This is a genomic window from Stenotrophomonas maltophilia (assembly GCF_003970865.1).
Classification (GTDB): Bacteria; Pseudomonadota; Gammaproteobacteria; order Xanthomonadales; family Xanthomonadaceae; genus Stenotrophomonas; species Stenotrophomonas maltophilia_AR.
In genome coordinates, this window is the sequence record NZ_RXLZ01000077.1 from 1 (window position 1) to 20,462 (window position 20,462).

23 protein-coding genes are annotated in these 20,462 nt (G+C 65.1%); 15 read left to right on the forward strand and 8 right to left on the reverse strand.

Annotated features, from left to right (window positions below; all coding sequences use genetic code 11):
- Window position 1 precedes the first annotated feature (1 nt).
- From EKL94_RS22850 to EKL94_RS19570, 5 genes are all read left to right on the forward strand, one after another.
- Window positions 2–511 (forward strand): DUF4189 domain-containing protein, encoded by a 510-nt coding sequence (locus tag EKL94_RS22850; RefSeq protein ID WP_126930314.1) that lies wholly within the window; start codon window positions 2–4, stop codon window positions 509–511.
- 396 nt (window positions 512–907) lie between these two features.
- On the forward strand, window positions 908–1,444 hold the full coding sequence (locus tag EKL94_RS19555) for a DUF4189 domain-containing protein (RefSeq protein WP_260473468.1): 537 nt from the start codon (window positions 908–910) through the stop codon (window positions 1,442–1,444).
- A gap of 321 nt (window positions 1,445–1,765) precedes the next feature.
- Window positions 1,766–2,302, forward strand: a complete 537-nt coding sequence (locus tag EKL94_RS19560; RefSeq protein ID WP_126930315.1) for a hypothetical protein — start codon at window positions 1,766–1,768, stop codon at window positions 2,300–2,302.
- 57 nt (window positions 2,303–2,359) lie between these two features.
- Entirely contained in the window at window positions 2,360–3,364 is a 1,005-nt protein-coding gene (locus EKL94_RS19565; RefSeq protein ID WP_126930316.1) for an XVIPCD domain-containing protein, read from the forward strand.
- Window positions 3,365–3,790: 426 nt separating this feature from the next.
- Window positions 3,791–4,630, forward strand: a complete 840-nt coding sequence (locus EKL94_RS19570; protein ID WP_260473469.1) for a hypothetical protein — start codon at window positions 3,791–3,793, stop codon at window positions 4,628–4,630.
- A gap of 49 nt (window positions 4,631–4,679) precedes the next feature.
- Here EKL94_RS19570 and EKL94_RS19575 read toward each other — a convergent pair whose 3' ends face one another.
- From EKL94_RS19575 to EKL94_RS19585, 3 genes are read right to left on the reverse strand one after another with little or no spacing between them, the layout of a single operon-like run.
- Complete coding sequence (locus tag EKL94_RS19575; protein WP_126930317.1) at window positions 4,680–6,008, reverse strand: XVIPCD domain-containing protein; 1,329 nt, start codon at window positions 6,006–6,008, stop codon at window positions 4,680–4,682.
- Entirely contained in the window at window positions 6,005–6,658 is a 654-nt protein-coding gene (locus EKL94_RS19580; protein ID WP_126930318.1) for a hypothetical protein, read from the reverse strand. The genes EKL94_RS19575 and EKL94_RS19580 overlap by 4 nt, the downstream gene beginning before the upstream one ends.
- 40 nt (window positions 6,659–6,698) lie before the next feature.
- Window positions 6,699–7,355, reverse strand: coding sequence for a hypothetical protein (locus EKL94_RS19585; RefSeq protein WP_260473470.1), 657 nt, complete (start codon window positions 7,353–7,355; stop codon window positions 6,699–6,701).
- Window positions 7,356–7,629: 274 nt separating this feature from the next.
- Between EKL94_RS19585 and EKL94_RS19590 the strand changes: the two genes are divergently transcribed.
- Entirely contained in the window at window positions 7,630–8,136 is a 507-nt protein-coding gene (locus tag EKL94_RS19590) for a GNAT family N-acetyltransferase (RefSeq protein WP_126930320.1), read from the forward strand.
- A 22-nt stretch (window positions 8,137–8,158) separates the two neighbouring features.
- Here the strand turns inward: EKL94_RS19590 and EKL94_RS19595 are convergent, their stop codons facing one another.
- From EKL94_RS19595 to EKL94_RS19605, 3 genes are all read right to left on the reverse strand, one after another.
- Window positions 8,159–8,365: a hypothetical protein gene (locus tag EKL94_RS19595; RefSeq protein ID WP_005410107.1), complete on the reverse strand. Its 207-nt coding sequence runs from the start codon at window positions 8,363–8,365 to the stop codon at window positions 8,159–8,161.
- 56 nt (window positions 8,366–8,421) lie between these two features.
- On the reverse strand, window positions 8,422–8,859 hold the full coding sequence (locus tag EKL94_RS19600) for an acetyltransferase (protein WP_126930321.1): 438 nt from the start codon (window positions 8,857–8,859) through the stop codon (window positions 8,422–8,424).
- Between the two features lie 68 nt (window positions 8,860–8,927).
- Window positions 8,928–9,695 carry an NAD(P)H-dependent oxidoreductase gene (locus EKL94_RS19605; RefSeq protein ID WP_126930322.1) on the reverse strand — a complete coding sequence of 256 codons (768 nt, stop codon included), beginning with the start codon at window positions 9,693–9,695 and terminating at the stop codon, window positions 8,928–8,930.
- A gap of 78 nt (window positions 9,696–9,773) precedes the next feature.
- Here EKL94_RS19605 and EKL94_RS19610 point away from each other — a divergent pair, with 78 nt between their 5' ends.
- The 5 genes from EKL94_RS19610 to EKL94_RS19630 all read left to right on the forward strand — a co-directional run bounded on the left by EKL94_RS19610 (window position 9,774) and on the right by EKL94_RS19630 (window position 13,679).
- On the forward strand, window positions 9,774–10,133 hold the full coding sequence (locus EKL94_RS19610; protein ID WP_126930323.1) for a winged helix-turn-helix transcriptional regulator: 360 nt from the start codon (window positions 9,774–9,776) through the stop codon (window positions 10,131–10,133).
- 75 nt (window positions 10,134–10,208) lie between these two features.
- A complete protein-coding gene (gene tadA, locus EKL94_RS19615) occupies window positions 10,209–10,733 on the forward strand; it encodes a tRNA adenosine(34) deaminase TadA (RefSeq protein WP_126930324.1) in 525 nt (174 codons plus the stop codon).
- A 74-nt stretch (window positions 10,734–10,807) separates the two neighbouring features.
- A complete protein-coding gene (gene orn / locus EKL94_RS19620; RefSeq protein ID WP_126930325.1) occupies window positions 10,808–11,380 on the forward strand; it encodes an oligoribonuclease in 573 nt (190 codons plus the stop codon).
- A 169-nt stretch (window positions 11,381–11,549) separates the two neighbouring features.
- Window positions 11,550–12,425 (forward strand): EcsC family protein, encoded by an 876-nt coding sequence (locus tag EKL94_RS19625; RefSeq protein WP_126930326.1) that lies wholly within the window; start codon window positions 11,550–11,552, stop codon window positions 12,423–12,425.
- 138 nt (window positions 12,426–12,563) lie between these two features.
- Window positions 12,564–13,679: an alkene reductase gene (locus tag EKL94_RS19630; protein ID WP_126930327.1), complete on the forward strand. Its 1,116-nt coding sequence runs from the start codon at window positions 12,564–12,566 to the stop codon at window positions 13,677–13,679.
- A gap of 134 nt (window positions 13,680–13,813) precedes the next feature.
- Here the strand turns inward: EKL94_RS19630 and EKL94_RS19635 are convergent, their stop codons facing one another.
- Window positions 13,814–14,707 (reverse strand): mechanosensitive ion channel family protein, encoded by an 894-nt coding sequence (locus EKL94_RS19635; RefSeq protein WP_126930328.1) that lies wholly within the window; start codon window positions 14,705–14,707, stop codon window positions 13,814–13,816.
- Between the two features lie 154 nt (window positions 14,708–14,861).
- Window positions 14,862–17,240, reverse strand: coding sequence for a phosphoenolpyruvate synthase (ppsA, locus tag EKL94_RS19640; protein ID WP_126930329.1), 2,379 nt, complete (start codon window positions 17,238–17,240; stop codon window positions 14,862–14,864).
- A gap of 144 nt (window positions 17,241–17,384) precedes the next feature.
- Here ppsA and ppsR point away from each other — a divergent pair, with 144 nt between their 5' ends.
- The 4 genes from ppsR (at window position 17,385) to EKL94_RS19660 (ending at window position 20,177) form a co-directional block, all read left to right on the forward strand.
- On the forward strand, window positions 17,385–18,206 hold the full coding sequence (gene ppsR / locus EKL94_RS19645) for a posphoenolpyruvate synthetase regulatory kinase/phosphorylase PpsR (RefSeq protein ID WP_006452040.1): 822 nt from the start codon (window positions 17,385–17,387) through the stop codon (window positions 18,204–18,206).
- Between the two features lie 121 nt (window positions 18,207–18,327).
- Window positions 18,328–18,837: a DUF1249 domain-containing protein gene (locus EKL94_RS19650; RefSeq protein ID WP_049398213.1), complete on the forward strand. Its 510-nt coding sequence runs from the start codon at window positions 18,328–18,330 to the stop codon at window positions 18,835–18,837.
- Between the two features lie 41 nt (window positions 18,838–18,878).
- Window positions 18,879–19,367 (forward strand): NUDIX hydrolase, encoded by a 489-nt coding sequence (locus EKL94_RS19655; RefSeq protein WP_049444636.1) that lies wholly within the window; start codon window positions 18,879–18,881, stop codon window positions 19,365–19,367.
- 180 nt (window positions 19,368–19,547) lie between these two features.
- Window positions 19,548–20,177 carry a DUF2239 family protein gene (locus tag EKL94_RS19660; protein WP_126930330.1) on the forward strand — a complete coding sequence of 210 codons (630 nt, stop codon included), beginning with the start codon at window positions 19,548–19,550 and terminating at the stop codon, window positions 20,175–20,177.
- Window positions 20,178–20,462 lie beyond the last annotated feature (285 nt).

The following is a 20,462-nucleotide window of genomic DNA, read 5'->3' on the forward strand; positions in this document are numbered from 1 at the left end:
TTTGTTAGTTGTTTTTAAGTCTGGGGTATATTTATATTTTCGATTTGTTTTTTTTTTTTCCAGGAGGAGGCCGAAAACGGTAGAGGGCGCCCGGTCGGGGGCTCGGAGATGTGGAAAAGAGACAGTCCCTGGAGCGGGGGGGAGCGCCCGTGGGGAGGAACCCGCTGGCCAGTGGCATAAGACGTGGGGTGCCATTGCTTCCTCGCCCAGTACGAACGAAGCAGGCGTGGCGACAGGGAGGGCGACGAAAGAGGATGCGGAGCGTGTCGCTCTCGAGGGATGCGGCATGCACGCTGCTCGCGACTGCCGAATACTCATCGCGTACCGAAACCAGTGTGCCGCTTGGGTAGTTCCTCAGAGCCAAGGCAATGGGGCGCGTGGTGGCGTTGCGAGCGGTCAAGACTTGAAGGAAGCCATTGTGCAGGCACAAAAGATCTGCGTGGATCCGACTGGAACGCAATGCAAAGTTGCCTACTCAGCGTGTTCTGAACCGGTCTATGAGGCGTTCTAGCGAAAGAGCCCTGACTGCCAGTGCCCGGAGCGTGTTGATTCCCCAAGGAAAAGGCAAGCTTGGAGATGCTGACGTGAGGGTGATACTTGTGCGAAGGGCGTCTATTTGATCGGCAGTAATGTGTTGTGCTCCGGTTCCGTTTCAACGGGGTGCTGTACTCCGAGCAAGCCTGCGTTGATTCACAATTTGACGCGATTGACCTTGAGCGTTCAGCGTGACTACGCGAGCATGGTGCTTGCCGAGCACTCCGGTTGGAATCGCCGAGTTCTCCAATGATCAGGTACCCGGCCAGCCTGGGCCTGCATTTGCTCTGCGAAGCATTCCCAATCCGGGAGGCATGTTGGGCAACGATCGTCTACTCAGGTCGTCCCACCTCTCACAATGGGCAGCAATGGAATGGGTCTCCCCATGAAACGAATCCACCTCGCTTTTCTCCCGTGCCTGCTGATTGCAGGCCTGCTGCCGTTCACCGTGCTTGCCGAAGGCAACTGCCCGCAGGGCATGTATCCCATCGGTGGCCAGGGTGTACAGGGCTGTGCGCCCATTCCGGTGAGCAGCTCGGGCTCCTCGTACAACAATCGCCCCAACTGGGCGCAGACCGTGCGTGGCGTGGCGATGGATGCCCGCGGCGACACCTTCATCAGCAACTCGATGCGTTCGCGGGGCAAGGCCAAGCGTGCTTCCATGAAGGAGTGCAGGGAATTCGGGAAGGGCGAATGCACAATGGCGACCCTTTTCCAGGCGCAGTGTGTGGCGGTCGCCCACGCGGGTCTAGGCACTGAAACCACCAGCGTTGCCACCGCCATGTCCGAACAGGGAGCGGTCGTTGTCGCGATGCAGCAATGCAACGCGAAGGCGGCATGGAAGCAGCTGCCGCAGGGTCAATGCGGGATTGCCAGAACGGCCTGCACAGCGGATCTGTTCATCAGGTAAGGCGCCATTCACGCTGGGCCCCGTTTTCTGTGATCAATTCCGCTTTTTCGGTTTCCTCGGCCTTCGACGCGGCAGAACGCCTCGCGGTAAGCTCCCCGCGCGTCATGAAAATGACGCGCCAGTGCCGCCGAATGCAGGAGTTCTTCCGTCCAATGAGGACGCTGTCAGCCCCTGCATCGGGTGACGCTTGCCATCATCACGGCCTTGCCGTACGCAAGGCTATGATCCCTGCCCGCGCAGGCGCGGATAAGCCGGAACGCCGCGTTCCGGCTGGGCAGGGAGGCGGGCATCGGCATGACCACATTGAAGGAGTGGGAGGGGATGGAAGACAGGGTTGGCGCACACATGGACGATGCCCTGGCATTTGTTCCATCCGGTGCGAACCTGCTGGAGGCCGTCAGGGGCGAGCTCAACGGCGATGGCGTCGAGTATCAGCTGCTGGTCATCGACCAGCCGACGCCGGAAGGGCTGGCGCCCGGCCAGCACGGCCCAAACCGGGTGCTGCTGTTGCTGCGCGATGACGGGCGCGGGCGCTGGCAGCTGGCTGCGCGCAACGACAAGCTGGTGCCGTGTTCCACCCGAGGTGGCCTGGCCGGCGACCCTTTTGCGTATGCAATGGTCGAGGAAGGCACCTTCAGCGTGATCACCAACGGTGGTAGCCGCGAGCGCTGGAGCAGCACCTACCGGTTCCGCTATGCGCCCGCGGACAAGGCCTGCTGGGTGGACGGGGTGAGACGCAAGGTCGTGGATATCGAGACCGAGGCGACCAACATCCGGGATTACTCGGTGGCCGAGCTGGGCAGGGTGAGGTTCGAGGACTTCGACCCATCCAGTGTCGCCGAGGTGTCGCTTCCATGAGCCAAGCTCCAACCGGCGGAAGGGAATCCGCGCTGATGAAGATTCAGGAGTTGCACTGTGTCGACCGATAGAGAGTCGCAGCTGTTGCGGCAGGCGACCAAAGCTGGCATCGACTCCCCGCTTGAACTGGCCAATTTCATGGCCCACGCAGGGCACGAGTCGCGCGGCTTGAGCCGGCTCAACGAGAGTTTCAACTTCACCCGGGGAATCTCGCAGATCCCGGTGGAGGCTGCGTGGCGCAATGGCAACGCTGCGCTGGAGAGCGCCCGCCAGGAAGCGCTGCGTGGCCGCCCGGAAAACCTGGCCGAGCTGATGTACGGCGGGCGCATGGGTAATGACGCGCCTGGTGACGCGCTGAAGTACCACGGCCGCGGCTATCTGCCGTTGGTCGGCAAGGAGAATTACGAGCGCGCCGGCAAGGCGCTGGATCTGGACCTGGTGAATCACCCGGAACTGGCCGCGCAGCCCGAGCACGCGGGGCGTATTGCCGTATGGCAGTGGCAGACACGGGTGCCGGAAGCGACGCGCCAGGATGTGCGCGAAGCAACGTATGCGCTCAATGGCGCGCTCAATGGCATCGAGGATCGCCGGCAACGCTTCGAGGTCTGGCAACAGAAGCTGACGCCGGAAGTGATGGCACGATTGGATCGAGGTGAAGTCGGTACGCAGGCGCAGAGTGTTGCCCGTGACATGTCGCAGACCGGTGAGCCTGGACACGCTCTGTTCCAGGGCGCCCGCCAGCACCTTCAGCAGATGGGACCGCAGAGCGGGTTGCGCAGCGCGCAGGAACTGGACAATGCCGCCGGCGCACTGGCGTTGAGCGCGCAGAAGGCGGGCCTGTCGCGTATCGATCATCTGCTGGCGGGAAACGACGGTCGCACGCTGTTTGCGGTGCAGGGCGTGCTGGGTGATCCGGCGATGCTGCGTGCGTCAGTTGACCGCGAGCAGGCCTCCCAGCAGCCACTGGCGCAGAGCAGCCAGCAGTTGGCGGCCAGCGTTGCGCAGCAGGATCCGACGGCCGCGCTCGCCCGCGAGCAGGAGCAGCGTTCACGCTTGATCTGACCCACGGGGCGCTTGCGGGGGTGGAGGCTTGTAGGTGCAGGACGCAAGACGCGTGGCGCCCTCCGGCGCCGATATGGAAACCCAACGTAAGGACACCACATGCGAATCGCTCTCCCGAGTTCCCGTTATGTCGTTGCCCGCGGTACCTCGTCCGCGCGCCGACTGCCGCCGCTCTGGCTGCTGTCATTGAGCCTCGTTGCTGCGGTGGCGCAGGCTCAAGAGGCCGGGCCAGCCGCCACTCCCGCACCCGCAGCACCATCAGAGGCCGCCGCGGCTGCCGCGCCAGGGGCGCCGGCTTCGGTGGCGCCAGAGGTGGCAGTGGCTTCTGCCGAGGCTGCGACGACGCCAGCCCCAGCTCAGGCACCCGTACCCGCGCCGCCCGCCGAAAGCGCGCCTCCGGCACCAGTCGCCCTGGCAGTCCTCCCATTGCCGCCGGAGCAGTCCACCGAACGTGCGCTTGGTGCCCGCTGCCCGGTCGACCTGGCCGGTCGCCTGGCGACGCAGGGCGATCTATTGATCGGCGCCTGCGAGGGACCGATGCCGGCCCACCTCGCGGCCGTGCTGGTCGCGTTGCCCGAGCAGGACATCCATCTGCCACGCAGCTGGCGTGAGCGTGAAGTGCGCCAGAAGGTCTGGTACAAGGCGGTTCCCGGCTTCGGCCAACGCCCGGACTTCATCGCGCGCATCGGCGATGTATGGCTGCGTTCGTTGGAAGGGCGTGACCCCGACAGCACGTTCTATCTGGTGTCGGCGCCATTCCTCTGCAGCGACCCGGCGACCGGAAGAACTGTGGAGGCACAGGAGCCGGTACGCGTGCCGGCCGGTGACTGCCGCGAGGCCTATGTCAGCCAGCGTGTGTACCAGGTCCGCGGGGACGCTGCGCCGATGGATGTCACCGCCGAGGCGATGCCGGCCATGCCGCAGGTGACCGATGCGGATCGTGCACGTCAGCTGGCCCGTGGGGGCAGGGTCACGCTGGATCACAGCAAGCTGCAGTTCGGGCCTGCCATGCGTTGGTTCGTGCAGTACCCGGAGACGGCGCAGAAGGGTGGTCCGCGTGCGTTCAGTGACTGGAATCGCGACCACATGGCGTTCGTGGTCTGGACCGGTGATCGCTTCGAGTTGCGCGATAAGGTCCCGCGCAGCCAGTGGCCGTGTGATCCGGTCGCGCCCGGTGATCGTGCCTGTGGCGGCTTCCCGGATTCCGGGCCGGATCTGTTCGTGACCGCCAGTGCGCCTGCGCCAGTCGTGACCACCAGCCCCTGAGGCACTGTGCTGAAGCGGGAGCCGGGATGACCGGCTCCCGCGCTGGCCATCAGGCCTGCATGCTGCGGGTCTGGTTCTGCTGCTGTTCCAGTTGCTGATCGCGGTCCTGTGCCAGGCGCTGTCCCGCGGCTTGCTGATCAATCCGCTGGCTGCTCTGCTCCAGCGGGGTGTTCATCGCCACGGCCGTGTCCACCGATACGCGCAGATGCGCCGGGTCGCCGCCCTGGCCCTGCACCGCGAAGCTGCGCGAGGCATCGGCATTCATCACCACTTCGTCGATGCGCTTGCCGCCTGCCGCGTGCATCTCCGCCGCCAGGCTGCCCGCCAACTGCGTACTCATCACATCCGGCACGCGACCGACACGCACGTCCTGTGCGTGCACGCCGCGGATCGCGTCATTGAACAGCGGGTTGCCCAGGTGGTTGGCATCGTCCATGCGCAGCATGCTGGTGTGATGGCCGTTCTTCTCCGCCTCGCGACGGGCCGGCTCACCGGGTTGCAGCGGGCCACGGATGTGGTCGTACAGATCGATGGCGCCGCCCGGGATGCCGCGTGCCGCGCGGGTGACGCCGCGACGCAGTGACTCGACGTCATCGCGGTACTCCTCGATCATCTTGGCGTTGTCTTTCGCCAGCTTCTGCGTTTCCGGGTGCTTCAGCACCGAGCCTTCGTCGAGGAAGTTGCCCAGCTTGTGCGCACCGAACGAGCTGGTCGCCGCAATGATCGGCCGGTCCGGAATCAGGTCACGCAGGGCGTGATTGCTGAAACCGTTTGCCGCGAGCGTCTTGATCTCGTCGGGCTTGGCATAGATGCGGACCTGACCGAAGTGCGGCGAGGCAGCGCTGACCGGATCGGACGCCATGACGTGGTTGATCATGGTGTTTCCGCCTTCAGGGATGCGGTAGCTGAGGCTGACCGCGCCGTAGGCATTGAATGTCTCGCCCTTGACGTTGAAGTGGTGCGAGGTGATCTGGGCGAGGGCGCCGCCGAGGGAATGACCGGTGACGGTGACTTCGGGCGGACGTTGTCCGAGATCCTGCCCTTCCTTCTTGGCGTAGGCGAGGGCGCGTTGAGTCAGCGCGATGGCATCCGGTGCCTGCACGTTGGTACGGGCGACAACCATGCCACCGTCGGTCAGGATCGCATCGCGGGCGATCTGTTCAGTGCCGCGATGTGCGACGACGATTTCATGGGTATCGACTCGCTGGTAGATCGTTCCCTGATAGCCGTTCAGCCGGTTATCAACGTGCTCGAGAATCTTGTACTTGTGCCCGTTGATCGGGACGATCTCTTCTTGACCGGGTGCACGACGACCGACTGCATGATCCTCGTATGCATCTTCGGATAGCGCAGCGTAGTCTTGGCTGTTGAGGCTCATTGGCGGACCTCGCCGGCTTCAAGCGTGGCCGAGAACAGCGCATTCTGCAGTTCAGGGCGGAATTTGGTGGGATCTTCCTGTCCACTTGCGCCGTAGTCAGGAATCTCGTTCACGCGCGGATAGTCTGCACGAGGATAGTGGCGAGTTTCGGTCTCGCCTTTGACGAAGGGCGCTGCCTCAATGAACGACAGGAAGCGCGTTTCACCATCGGCGCCAGTGGCTTTCAGCATCGCGCCGGCGCCGCTGAATTCCCACTTGCAGACGCCACGGCCGTAGTAGTCCTCGTCCAGCATGCGATCAAGGTACACGGTGCCGCGGTATTCGCCGTCAGCGACCTTGCGCAGCTCCACCGGCTCCTGGCTGGTGATGCGCGCGGCGGTACCGGTGGCCGGTTCGATGTGCCCGCACTGGTCTTCGTTGGTCACGTCGTACTGCGCGACTCCTTCGACCACCGCGAAATCACCGGGGGCATCCTTCAGGCGCAGCACCAGCTCATAGGCCTTGCGCGGGGTGGGGTTGAGCTTGGCGAGGCCGCGCCCGCCCTGGGCGACATCGGCTTCAGCAGCGGCACGTTCCTGGTTCATGGCGGTCTCCGGGTTGCAGGCGGTCAATAGAAGCAGAGCAAGGCACGGAATCATCTTGTGGCGCAATGTCGGCCTCCTTGGGGGTAGGGGTTGTTGAACTGGCAGCTCATGGCACAAGCTTCTGCACAGTGGTGGTGGTTGAGAACAGCGCGTCGCGCAGATCTTCGCTGTACCCCGACGGATCTTCCTCGCCACTGGCGCCAAAGTTGGCGACAGTGTCGGCGCGCGGATAGATAAGGTTTGGGTAATAAAGCGTAAGAGGTGAGTCGCTCTCCATGCGCTCCTTGTCGACGAACGTAAGGAATCGCGTATCCGCCTCGCCGGTCGTAGCGCGCAACATCGCACCGACACCCGTCAGCGTCCAATGGCAGACGCTACGCCCGTAGTAATCCTCGTCCTGCATGCGGTCGAGGTAGAACGTACCGCGGTATTCGTTCTCGTCGACCTTGTGTAGTTCCACCAACTCCTGGCTGGTGATACGGCTGGCGGTACCGGTCGCCCACAGGACCCGGCCGCAGTCCCTGTGGTTGCTGACGTCGTACTGGGCAACGCCCTCGACCACCGCGAAGGGACCGGGGGCATCCTTCAGGGTCAGTACCAGCTCGTAGCCCTGCTGCGGTGACGGGTTGAGCTTGGCCAGGCCGCGTCCACCTGCGGCAACGTCACGCTCTGCGTCCGCGTAAGGCGAGCAGGCCGTCAGCGCCAGCAAGAGGCCCATCGGTACCAGATGGCGTCCCTTGCGTGTCGGCATGGCTACATCCATGGCGGCATCCTGCATCGTGCGTCCGTGCCCATATATCCTTCCCTGGTGACAGGTTTATCGATTATGGAGTGTTCTGGAAACCTGGCGCCAGCTGCGGCAAGGCGTGGGTGACGGAATTTTGACGCATTCAGCGTTCGGCGGCGTCGCCGAATCGATTGCGGCACAGGCGATTCGAGGTTCGCGGAGCGATTACGCTTCGCGTTCGACATTTCGCCATAAATTTGTGACAGAAATCACTAATTCACGCAACTCTCACGCAAGCGAACATTACGCGATGAACTACACGATCCGTGCCGAAGCCATTGATGATCACGCCACCCTCCATGCGCTCACCGAGGCCGCATTCCGGGACGCTGCGCACAGCAGCCATACCGAGCAGTTCATCGTCGACGCCCTGCGCGCCCGCGGGGAGCTGAGCGTTTCGCTGGTGGCCGAGATGGACGGGAAGGTGATCGGCCATGTGGCGGTGTCGCCGGTGACGATCAGCGATGGCAGCACGGGCTGGTTTGGTCTGGGCCCCATTTCGGTACTGCCCGCGTGGCAGGGGCAGGGCATCGGTGCGGCCCTGATGCATGCCGCACTTGAAGCACTGCGTCAGCAGGGTGCACATGGCTGTGTATTGCTGGGTGAGCCGGCCTATTACGGTCGCTTCGGCTTCCGTGCCGAGCCGGGCCTGGTGCTGCCGGGTGTGCCGCCGGAGTACTTCCAGGCACTTTGCCTGCAGCCTCCGTTGGCACAGGGCGAGGTGCAGTACTCACCGGCCTTCGAGGCAACGGCCTGATCCGGGCCTGGCACGTTTCTGCTCAGGGCGCGCGCCAGACGGTCGGTTCGGGTTGCGGCTTCGGAATGCGGTAACCGCCGATGTGTTCAAGCAGTTCATTGGTACGGCGCTGCTCGACCAGTACTTCACGCAGCAGGTTGCGCACGGCGAAGATGGCGAACGGCACCAGGATCCAGACCAGGCTGATGCCCAGCGCAAACAGGGTCAACAGGGCTTTTGCACCATCCATGCGGCATTCCTTGGTCGAAAGCAGCCACGCTAGCACGTGGCTGCTGCCGACGGATGTCAGCCGTTGTGCCGAAGGTGGATCAGCGGATACGGACGGCCTTGCGAATCGAGTGGTGAGCGGCCGCTTTCGACGAAGCCCATGCGCAGGTAGAAGCCGACGGCCTGTGCGTTCTGTTCGTTGACGTCAGTACTCAGCTGCGGATGCTGGGCCAGTGCGTGCTGCAGCAGTTGCCGGCCAATGCCGGTGCCACGTACGTCCGGATCGATGAACAGCGCTTCCATGTGCGTGCCGTCGATCAGCATGAAGCCCTGCGGCCGATCCTGCGCATCGACAGCAACGGTCATCGGCGCCTGCGGCAGGAAACCGGCGACTTCGGCATCGATCGCCTGGCGATCTTCCGCGCTGAGGAAGTCATGGGTGGCGTCGACGGCACGGCGCCAGAGGTCGACAAGGGCGGCGCCGTCGTCAGCGCGCGAGGGACGGAGGGTGGTCATATGTTCACCAAGGTGCTTGACAGGGATGTGCAGTATGAAGCCTTCCGGCCGTGCTTGCAGGTGCGGATTCATCCGGCATTGCGATGGTGGATGAAGGGACTGTAGGCAATCGCTTCCGCGCGCAGCGCCACGCCGTCCTCGAAGTCCTCGCTGTTGTTGAAGGGCACGGTCGGCCATTGCCGCCAGTGCGTCAGTCGCTCGCGGTAGTCGCTGGTGGCCGCCGCCAGTGCCGCGTCGTGCGCCTGCACGCGATCCGCTGGCAACCCGGAACGCACGCCATGCACCACGAACGGTTCCATCACCTCGAAGCCGACGTAGCGCAGGCTGTACATCAACGGCCAAAGCAGCAACTGGGTATCGCCTTCGCGGCCATCGACCGCGCAGGCCCGCGCCGACGAACCGGTTGTCACGCTCAGCAATGCACGCTTGCCCTGCATCACGCCATGTTCGTGACGTTGCCGGCTGTTGTACATCGGCCCATAGACCAGCACGCGGTCCAGCCAGCCCTTGAGGATGGCCGGCGCCGCGAACCACCACAGGGGGAACTGTAGAATCACCAGGTCCGCAGCCCGCAGCAGTCGCAGGTGACGCTGTACATCGGCGGGCAGCTGATCCTGTTCGGCGCTGTAGCGTTGTTCGCGCTGGGCATCGAAGCGACCCGGCTGCAGGCGCCGTGGATGGTGCCAGGCCGCTTCCAGCGGATCGAAGCCTTCCGCATACAGGTCGACCACGTCCACCTGCAGGTGGTCGTGCCGCAGCTGCTCGGCCGCCTGCACGGCCAGGTGGGCGTTGAAGGAGCGGGGTTCGGGGTGGGCAAGCAGGATGAGGGCGCGCATGGGGCGAGGTGTTCGTGGAGTGTGCGACCATCCTCGCGGTGCCGGTATGCCCCGGCAATTACGCACCTTGAGGTAACCATGGCCTTTCCTGGAGATGTCTACGCCGCCGATTGCTCGGCGCGCGATGCGCTGGCGCTGATCTCCGGCAAGTGGGTGATGCTGCTGTTGCCGGCGTTGGCGCAGGGCCCGCAACGCAACGGTGCGCTGCTGCGGAAGATCGAAGGCATCTCGCAGAAGGTGTTGACCCAGACCCTGCGGCAGCTGGAGCGCAATGGCCTGGTCGAGCGATGTGAGCTGGGTAGCAAACCACTGCATGTGGAGTACCGCCTGACCGAGGTCGCGCGCGGTCTGGTCGAGACGCTGTCCGCTCTGGACCGCTGGGCCGAGCACAATTTCCCGGCGCTGGATGCGGCCCGCGAGCGCTTCGATGCGCGCTAGCGGCGCCTGCACGGCCGCGGGCGTACAATGCGACCCCGGCGGCCATCCTGGCCCAGCACACACGCGAGAACCGCCATGACCGACGCCCTGGGCGTGCCGGTGCACGACACCGATGAGCACTGGATGCGCCACGCGCTGGCGCTGGCCGAGCGCGCGCAGCGCGAGTTCGACGAAATTCCGGTGGGCGCCGTGCTGGTGGGTGCCGATGGCCAGCTGCTGGGCGAGGGCTGGAACCTCAACATCGCCTCGCACGACCCCAGTGCGCACGCCGAGATCGTGGCCATGCGGGCGGGCGGAAAGTTGCTGGCGAACCATCGCCTGCTTGGCAGCACGCTGTATGTGACCCTGGAGCCGTGTGCGATGTGCGCGATGGCGATCGTGCACGCGCGCGTTGCACGGTTGGTCTACGGTGCCAGCGACCCCAAGACCGGTGCCTGCGGCAGCGTGTTCAACCTCATTGGCGACGCCCGCCACAACCACCGCGTCGAGATTCACGGCGGGGTGCTGGCCAAGGAAGCCAGCACGCGCCTGACCAATTATTTCCGCGCCAAGCGTGGCAAGCCGCCGCTGTTGCTGGAAGACCACGCCAGCGAGGGCTGAGGGGCGAAAGGGTATGATGGGCGCCTCTTTTCATTACCGGTAGGCCGCGCGCCTGCCCAGCAACGAGGCGACACATGGCGGACACCGGCGCGGCCAACGAGCGACTGATCTGGATCGACCTGGAAATGACCGGATTGGATACCGATAACGATTCGATCATCGAGATCGCCACGGTGGTCACCGATGCCCAGCTCAATGTGCTGGCCGAGGGCCCGGAATTCGCCATCCATCACCCGCTGGAAACGCTGGATGCGATGGACGAGTGGAACCGCAACCAGCACCGTCGTTCGGGCCTGTGGCAGCGCGTGGTGGACAGCGCCACCACGCTGGCCCAGGCCGAGGCGCAGACCGTGAACTTCCTGGCGCAGTGGATCCCGGCCGGCCTGTCGCCGATGTGCGGCAACTCCATCTGCCAGGACCGCCGCTTCCTGCACCGCCAGATGCCGCGCCTGGAGAAGTACTTCCACTACCGCAACCTGGACGTGTCCACGGTGAAGGAGCTGGCCAAGCGCTGGGCGCCGACCGTGGCCGCTGGCGTCGGCAAGAACAGCAACCACACCGCACTGAGCGATGTGCACGATTCGATCGCCGAGCTGCGCCACTACCGCCAGTTTATGGGCGCGCTGTCGGGGTTGCCGGTTGCCTGACAACGACGCCGGGCATGGCCCGGCGCTACCGGGTGACACGCGAACTGGTAGTGCCGGCCGCTGGCCGGCAAGGCGCCGGGGTCGGTTCCCTTTCCAGCGGAAAGGGCTCTGATCCCTCTATCGTGCCCCGCGACGAACTGTTCAACTCCATAGCGCTAAGATCGGCGCCATGAACGAGCCCATCCTGCTCCCTCGCGATATTGCCCACGACGCCGGCGACTGGTCCGACCTGCAGCGGGCGGTGGCCCTGCTGGAAGCGCCGACCCTGACCGCGCGCATGGCCAATCTGGTCGGCACGCCGCTGGAGTTCGCGGTGAAGGCGCTGCCGACCTCGGTCTCCAACCGCATCCACGGTGCAGTGCAGGCGGCGCTGACCAAATCGGCGCAGGCCGCGCTGTGGAGCATGGACAACACCCCCGGCAAGGGGGCGTCCACCCGCTGGCACAAGCTGGCGGCAGCCACCTCGGGTGCGGTCGGCGGGGCCTTCGGCTTTGCCGCCTTGTTCATCGAGCTGCCGGTGTCGACCACCATCATGATGCGTGCAGTGGCTGACGTGGCCCGCAGCGAGGGGTTCGACCTGTCTGAGTTCAGTACCCGCCAGGCCTGCCTGGAGGTGTTCGCGCTGGGCGGCAACTCGCCACGCGATGACGCGAGCGAGACGGGCTATTACCTGGCCCGTGGGTTCACCACCGATGTGATGCGCCACCTGTCGGCCGAGCTGGCCGGGCGTGTGGTGACCGGCCGCGACCTGACCCTGGGTGTGGCACCGAAGGAGGCCGGCAAGCTGCTGGCGAAGATGGTGGAGAAGGTGGCGGCGCGATTCGGCGTGGTGGTCACCGAGAAGTTTGCCGCGCAGGCAGTACCGATCGTCGGTGCAGCCGCCGGTGCAACACTGAATACCATGTTCACCGATTACTACCAGGACATGGCGCGCGGCCATTTCATCGTGCGACGGCTGGAGCTGAAGTACGGGGAGGATGTGGTGCGCGCCTGCTATGACCGCGTGGCACATGGTGCGGTAAAGATCGAGCCAAGGCTGGAGTAGAGCCACGCCATGCGTGGATGAGCCCTCGTACCGGGTGATCCTTGCCTTGGGGGAACAATTGTTTTGCCAGTGCATGCCTGTTGCCTGGCAGCCGGCATCCCCATCCTTTGCGGCAGTCCCCCGCAAGAGATTGCCGCCATGATGTTCACCCCTCACCGACTGGGCGCGCTGACGCTGCCCAACCGCATCGTGATGCCGCCGATGACCCGCTCGCGTGCCGCCGACGGCAACGTCGCCACCGCGGAAATGGCCGCCTACTACGCGCAGCGCGCCGGTGCCGGCCTGATCGTCAGCGAAGGCACGCAGATCAGCCAGCAGGGCCAGGGCTATGCCTGGACCCCGGGCATCCATAGCGCCGAACAGGTGAAGGGCTGGCGCCGGGTGACCGATGCGGTGCACGCCGCCGGTGGCCGCATCTACGCCCAGCTGTGGCACGTGGGCCGCGTTTCGCACGTGGCGCTGCAGCCGGACGGTGGCGCGCCGGTATCGTCGTCGGCGCTGCTGGCTGAAGGCGTGAAGGTGTTCGTCGATCCCACGGGCGCCGGTCCGAAGGCAGGCGTGGGCGAGATGATCCAGCACTCGATGCCGCGCGCGTTGGCCGAGGACGAGATCCCCGGCATCATCGCCGACTACGCGCAGGCCACCCGCAATGCGCTGGCCGCGGGGTTTGATGGTGTGGAACTGCACGGCGCCAACGGTTACCTGATCAACCAGTTCATCGATTCGCAGGCCAACCAGCGCACCGATACCTACGGCGGCTCACTGCAGAACCGTCTGCGCTTCCTGCGCGAGGTGGTGCAGGCGGTGGTCGAGGTTGCCGGTGGCGAGCGCGTGGGCGTGCGCCTGGCGCCGCTGACCACGCTGCAGGGGGCGGTGGACGATACGCCGCAGGCGACCTATCTGGCTGCCGCACACCTGCTTGGTGAGATGGGTGTGGGCTACCTGCACATTGCAGAGGCCGACTGGGATGATGCACCGCCGATGCCGGTGGCCTTCAAGCAGGCACTGCGCATGGTTTACCCGGGCACGCTGATCTACGCCGGCAAGTACACCGCCGAGCGCGCCGAGCAGGCACTGGCTGAAGGCTGGGCCGACCTGATCGGCTTCGGTCGCCCCTTCATCGCCAACCCGGACCTGCCGGAGCGCCTGCGCCTGGGGGCGGAACTGAATCCGCCGGATCGGGCGACGTTCTTTGGCGGTGGTGAAGCGGGGTACACCGATTATCCGGCGTTGGAGGAGGCCGCAGCGGCCTGATGCTGGAGGCTGCCGGCCAGCGGCCGGCACTACCGGGGTGCGCGGGGCAGGGTAGTGCCGGCCGCTGGCCGGCATTTCAATGTCGTATCGCCGATGGGTGGGTGCCGACCGTTGGTCGGCACTACCGGCATGGATCAGGGCTTGTCGCGCACCAGCGCATCAGCCTCTATCACCCCACCATCCTTGCCGTGCAGGTACAGGTGCATGTCCTGCTGTGGGTACGGAATGTTGATGCCGGCCTTGTCATAGCCCAGCTTCAGCTGTTCCAGCAACGTGACCTTGGTGCCGAACCAGTCGGCCGACTTCACGTAGCAGCGGATGCCCAGGTTGATCGCATGCGCACCCAGCTCGTACACCACCACGTCTGGTGCTGGCGTCTGCAGTACGCGCGGGTCGGCCTTCATCAGCGCCAGCGCGGTGTCGCGTGCCAGCTGGATGTTGTCCTCGTAGCCGATGCCGATCACCAGTTCGACGCGACGCGTCGGCTCGGCGGTCAGGTTGATGATCGGCGCGGCGGTGATCAGCGTGTTCGGAATGGTGGTGTGCTGGTTGTCAGCGCCGGTAAGCACAGTCTGGAAGATGCGCACTTCGCGCACCGTGCCGGTCTGCCCGGCCACGGTCACCACATCGCCCACGCGGAACGGACGCAGTGTCACCAGCATCACGCCCGAGGCGATGTTGGACAGCGAATCCTTCAATGCCAGGCCGACGGCCAGGCCAGCGGTGCCGAGCACGGCCAGCAGCGGGGTGATCTTCACGCCCAGCGTGTCGATGGCCAATAGCGCCACGATCACCAACGACGTGGCATAGACCACGTTGCGCAGGAAGGTACCCAGCATCGGGTCCACACCCATGCGTGCAGTGGCGCGCGGCATCGCATTGGACAGACGTCGCGCCACCCACATGCCAATCAGCAGCACCACGATGGCAGCCAGCAACGGCACACCGTAGGTTTCCAGCAGGTGCTGCCAGTCGAGCGAGTGGAACCAGGGCGTTGCGGCGGGCGAGGGCGGTGCGGCGGCGATCATGCGGGAATTCCTTTGCTGCTGCGGGACAGGCGCGTTGTGCGCGTGGCGTGTACAGACGCCAGAAACAGCAAGCCCCGCAGAGGCGGGGCTTGCGTGCAGCAGCAGTATCGGCTGACGCCGATGAACACGACGTCAGCCTGTGGGCTTTACGGCATCAGCCGTTGGCCTTCAGCTTGGCCAGGCGCAGCCAGGTATCGACCACGGTGTCCGGGTTCAGCGACACCGACTCGATGCCTTCCTGCATCAGCCATTCGGCCAGATCCGGGTGATCGGACGGGCCCTGGCCGCAGATGCCAACGTACTTGCCCTTGGCACGTGCTGCCTTGATCGCCATCGACAGCAGCTTCTTCACTGCCGGGTTACGTTCGTCGAACAGGTGCGCGACGATCGACGAATCGCGGTCCAGGCCCAGGCTCAGCTGGGTCAGGTCGTTGGAGCCGATCGAGAAGCCGTCGAAGATCTCCAGGAACTCATCGGCGAGCAGTGCGTTGGACGGCACTTCGCACATCATGATGATCTTAAGGCCGTTCTCGCCCTGCTTCAGGCCGTTCTGTTCCAGCACCTCGATGACCTTGCGGCCTTCTTCCAGGGTGCGCACGAACGGAATCATGACCCACAGGTTGTCCAGGCCCATTTCGTTGCGCACGCGCAGCACGGCCTTGCACTCCAGCGCGAAGGCGGCCGAGAAGCTCGGGTCGACGTAGCGGCTGGCGCCGCGGAAGCCGATCATCGGATTCTCTTCGTGCGGCTCGTAGTTGCTGCCGCCGATCAGGTTGGCGTACTCGTTGGACTTGAAGTCCGACAGGCGCACGATCACGGCGTTCGGTGCGACCGAGGCGGTGAGGGTGGCGATGCCTTCGGCCAGGCGATCCACGTAGAAGCCGACCGGATCGGAATAGCCGGCGATCTTCTCGTCGATCTTCTTCCTGGTCGCCGCATCCTGACGGTCGTATTCCAGCAGCGCGTTCGGGTGGATGCCGATGTGGCTGGCAATGATCATTTCCAGGCGGGCCAGGCCGATGCCGGCGTTCGGCAGCTGGCCGAAGTCGAAGGCACGTTCCGGGTTGGCCACGTTCATCATGATCTTCAGCGGTGCCGGCGGCATGTTGCCCAGATCGGTGGTGGTGCGCTCGAAGCCGAGCTTGCCTTCGTAGATGAAGCCGGTATCGCCTTCAGCGCAGCTGACGGTGACCAGCTGGCCATCTTCGATGACCTTGGTGGCATTGCCCGAACCGACCACGGCCGGCACGCCCAGCTCGCGCGCGATGATCGCGGCGTGGCAGGTACGGCCACCACGGTTGGTGACGATGGCCGAAGCGCGCTTCATCACCGGCTCCCAATCGGGATCGGTCATGTCGGCGATCAGCACGTCGCCCGGCTGCACGCGGTTCATGTCTTCCAGCGTCTTCACCACGCGGGCCACACCGGCGCCGATCTTGGCACCGACGGCACGACCTTCGGCCAGCACGTTGCCGCCCTTTTCGGTCAGCGCGAAGCGCTCGATCTGGGTGGCGTGGCTGCGCGACTTCACCGTTTCCGGACGCGCCTGCACGATGAACAGCTTGCCGCTGACACCGTCCTTGGCCCACTCGATGTCCATCGGGCGGCCGTAGTGCTTTTCGATGACCAGCGCCTGCTTGGACAGTTCCTGCACGTCCTCGTCGCTGATCGAGAAGGTGGTGCGCAGTTCGGCCGGGGTGTCCTCGATCCTGACGCGCTCACCCGGAACATCCGAATACACCATGCGGATCGCCTTGCTGCCGAGCGAGCGGCGCAGGATCGCCGGCTTGCCGGCCTGCAGGGTGGGCTTGTAGACGTAGTACTCGTCCGGGTTGACCGCGCCCTGCACGACCATTTCGCCCAGGCCGAAGGACGAGGTGACGAACACCACGTCGCGGAAGCCGGACTCGGTGTCCAGGGTGAACAGCACGCCGGAGGAGCCGACGCCCGAGCGCACCATCAGCTGCACGCCGGCGGACAGGAACACGTCCTCATGCTTGAAGCCGTGGTGCACGCGGTAGGCGATGGCACGGTCGTTGTACAGCGAGGCGAACACTTCCTTGACCTTGTGCACGACGTCGTCGGCACCGGTGACGTTGAGGAAGGTTTCCTGCTGGCCGGCGAAGGAGGCATCCGGCAGATCCTCGGCGGTGGCCGAGGAACGCACGGCCACGGCCACGTCGCCGCCGCCGTTTTCGGCGCTCAGCTTGGCGTAGGCAGTGCGGATGTCCTGGTCCAGCTGCGGCTGCAGCGGCGCGTCGATCACCCAGCTGCGGATCTCCTTGCCGGCGGCGGTCAACGCGTTGACGTCTTCGACGTCCAGCGTGGCCAGCTTGTCGAAGATGCGCTTGGACAGGTCGTTGTGCGCGATGAAGTCCTTGAAGGCTTCAGACGTGGTCGCATAACCTCCGGGAACGGAGACGCCCAGACCGGCCAGATTGCCGATCATCTCGCCCAGCGAGGAATTCTTGCCGCCTACGCGGGCCAGGTCGGCCAGACGCAGTTCGTGCAACCACAGGATGTTCTCGTTCAAGCGCGATGCTCCGTTTGGCCATCGCCCGAGGCGGGCTGAGTGGCCGCGTCCGTAGGAAGAAGCCGATATGATGCCGGGCAGACCGCTGTCGACACAAGCTTGTGTTGGCGGCCCTTTTAGGCTTCGTAGGGGGTAAAAGCGCGCATGTCGACCATCCGTCCGGTGTTCTACGTTTCCGATGGAACCGGTATCACCGCTGAAACCATTGGGCATAGCCTGCTGACCCAGTTCTCCGGGTTCAGCTTCATTACCGACCGCATGTCGTTTGTCGACGACCCCGAAAAAGCGCGTGAAGCCTGCGCCCGGATCCAGGCGGCGGGGGAGCGGTACCAGGTCCGGCCGATCGTGGTGAACTCCTGCGTGGACCAGAGCCTGAGCCTGATCCTGGCCGACAGCGGGGCGCTGATGCTGGATGTGTTCGCACCGTTCATCGAGCCGCTGGAGCGTGAACTGGCCAGCCCGCGCCTGGCCCGGGTGGGCCAGGCCCACGGCATGGTGGACTTCGACACCTACCACCGCCGCATCAATGCGATGAACTTCGCCCTGACCCACGATGACGGCATCGCGGTGAATTACGACGATGCCGACGTGATCCTGGTGGCGGTATCGCGCGCCGGCAAGACGCCCACCTGCATCTACCTGGCCCTGCATTACGGGGTGCGCGCGGCCAACTACCCGCTGACCGATGAGGATCTGGAAAGCGACCGCCTGCCGCCGCGCCTGCGCAACTACCGGCGCAAGCTGTTCGGCCTGACCATCGACCCGGACCGCCTGCAGCAGATCCGCCAGGAGCGCCGCCCGAACTCGCGCTACGCCAACCTGGACACCTGCAAGCGCGAGGTGGCTGCGGCGGAGGTGATGTTCCAGATGGAGCGGATCCCGACGCTGAGCACCACCCATACGTCGATCGAGGAGATTTCCAGCAAGGTGCTGGCCACGCTGGGGCTGCAGCGCGAGCTGTATTGATCCTTTCCCGGGCTGCGGGGCTGCCGGCCAGCGGCCGGCACTACCGCGATGAAAGCGACCGACGGGTTGGCTGTGGCTCGAGGCGCCCCCACGTTGAAGCACCAACGTGTAGGATCGACCCATGGCCCGAGCCTTGCCCCGTACCGAACGCATTCCCCGCCTGAGCCGGTTGAGCTGGCTCATGGGCCTGTACGCGGAAAACTACCGCCATCTGGTGCGCCTGTTCGAGCCGGCTGGACTGGTGGCGGGTAGCTACATTTCCTCGATCGGCGACGGCCTGGATGTCCGCCTGGACGTGATCGAGTGCCACCGCTACACGGTGGAACTGCGCCTGACCTACGACCTGGCCGACCCGGTCACCGGCGAGCCGGATCCGTCGGCTTATGTGCGCCTGTACCGTGACGCGCGCCAGGCCGAGACCACCCACTGCTACGTCGGCCGCCGCTGGCAGGACACCATGGGCCTGTATCCGCCGCCGGCGGAGCTGATCAGCCACCGCATGCGGATGAACACCTTCCTCGGCAAGTGGTTGGAATACCTGGCCGAGCGCGGCCACGGCGTGGCCACCCTGCGCCGCGATCCCGACGGTGCAGGCACACCCGCTGAGCGCCGCCTGTCGCTGGTGCGCTGATCGGCCATAATCCACGGCTGACCTGCCGCTGGATGCTGCCCATGCCGTACACCCCGATCGTCGCCACCCTGGGCTACGTGCTGTCGCCCGATCGTCGCCAGGTGCTGATGATCCACCGCAACACCCGGCCCGGTGACCACCATCTGGGCAAGTACAACGGGCTGGGCGGCAAGATCGAACCGACCGAAGACGTCGCGGCAGGCATGCGCCGCGAAATCGCCGAGGAAGCCGGCATCGACTGCACCGGCATGCGCCTGCGCGGCACCATCAGCTGGCCGGGTTTCGGCAAGCACGGCGAGGACTGGCTGGGCTTCGTGTTCGTCATCGATGGATTCGAGGGCACCCCGCACGGTGGCAACCACGAAGGCACGCTGGAGTGGGTGGACCTGGACAAGCTGGACACGCTGCCGATGTGGGAAGGCGACCGCAATTTCCTGCCGCTGGTGTTCGACGCCGACCCGCGCCCGTTCCACGGCGTGATGCCGTACAAGGACGGCCGCATGGTCAGCTGGTCCTACAGCCGGCTGTAACCCGACGAATCGGGTGGCGGCAATCTTTCGGGTGGGGATCAACCTTTCGGGTGGGTGCCAACCTTTCCGGTGGGTGCCAACCTTGGTTGGCACGCTCTTCTGGCTGATTAATACCCGGGCAATATTGACGAATACAAATTACCCGGGCAATATTCGGGCATCGCCTCTGATGTCATTGCCATGCCTGCGTCCCGACTCCCTCCCTTCAGTTGCTTCGACGGCCACCGCCTGGTCGCTTCCGGCACCCCGGAAGTGGCCGCGCTGGCGCTGAAGCAGCTGCGTACCGACAACGCTGCAGGTCCGCTGCTGGTGTTCGACAACACCAGCGGCCGCACCCGTGATTTCGATACGCGCGGTAGCGACGCAGAACTGCTGGCGCGGGTTATCGAAGCGTTTCCCGCCGCCGTCGAGGGGGATGCCGACGTCACTGCCGAAGATGTGCCGGCAACGCCGCGTGGCCGTGGCCGCCCCAAGCTGGGCGTGGTCGCCCGCGAAGTGACCCTGCTGCCGCGCCACTGGGCATGGCTGGCCGAGCAGCCCGGCGGGGCCTCGGTAGTGCTGCGCAGGCTGGTGGAGGCGGCCAGCCGTGCTGGTGCGGACAAGGACCGGCAGCGCCGCCACAGCGAGCGTGCCTATCACTTCCTGCAGACCATCGCCGGAGACCTGCCGGGTTTCGAGGAAGCGATCCGTGTCCTGTTCGCGCACGACCGGGCGGGCCTGGAAATGGCGTTGCGCAGCTGGCCCGAGGATGTGCGCAATCACGCCCTGCGCCTGGCCTTCGATGATTCTTCGGACCACGCAGACGGCTGAGCCACCGCGCCGTTGCTGAGCGGCGGCGCCACCTGATCGCGGGCCACGGCCCGCTCCCCTGTGCTTGCTTTGCTGGCGGAATCGCCGGGCAGGGCAGCGCCTTGCCCAGAGACTGTCCCTTATAACCACCTGACGCTGCCCACGCCCTCCCGCCGGTGGACCATGGCTGTCACGCACATGCTCAAAAAAAAACAACACAACCACACCATACCCCCACCACCCACAAACCCCCCCCACCCAAGACCCCAAAATCCACACAACCCACCAACCCCGCCCACGGAAAAA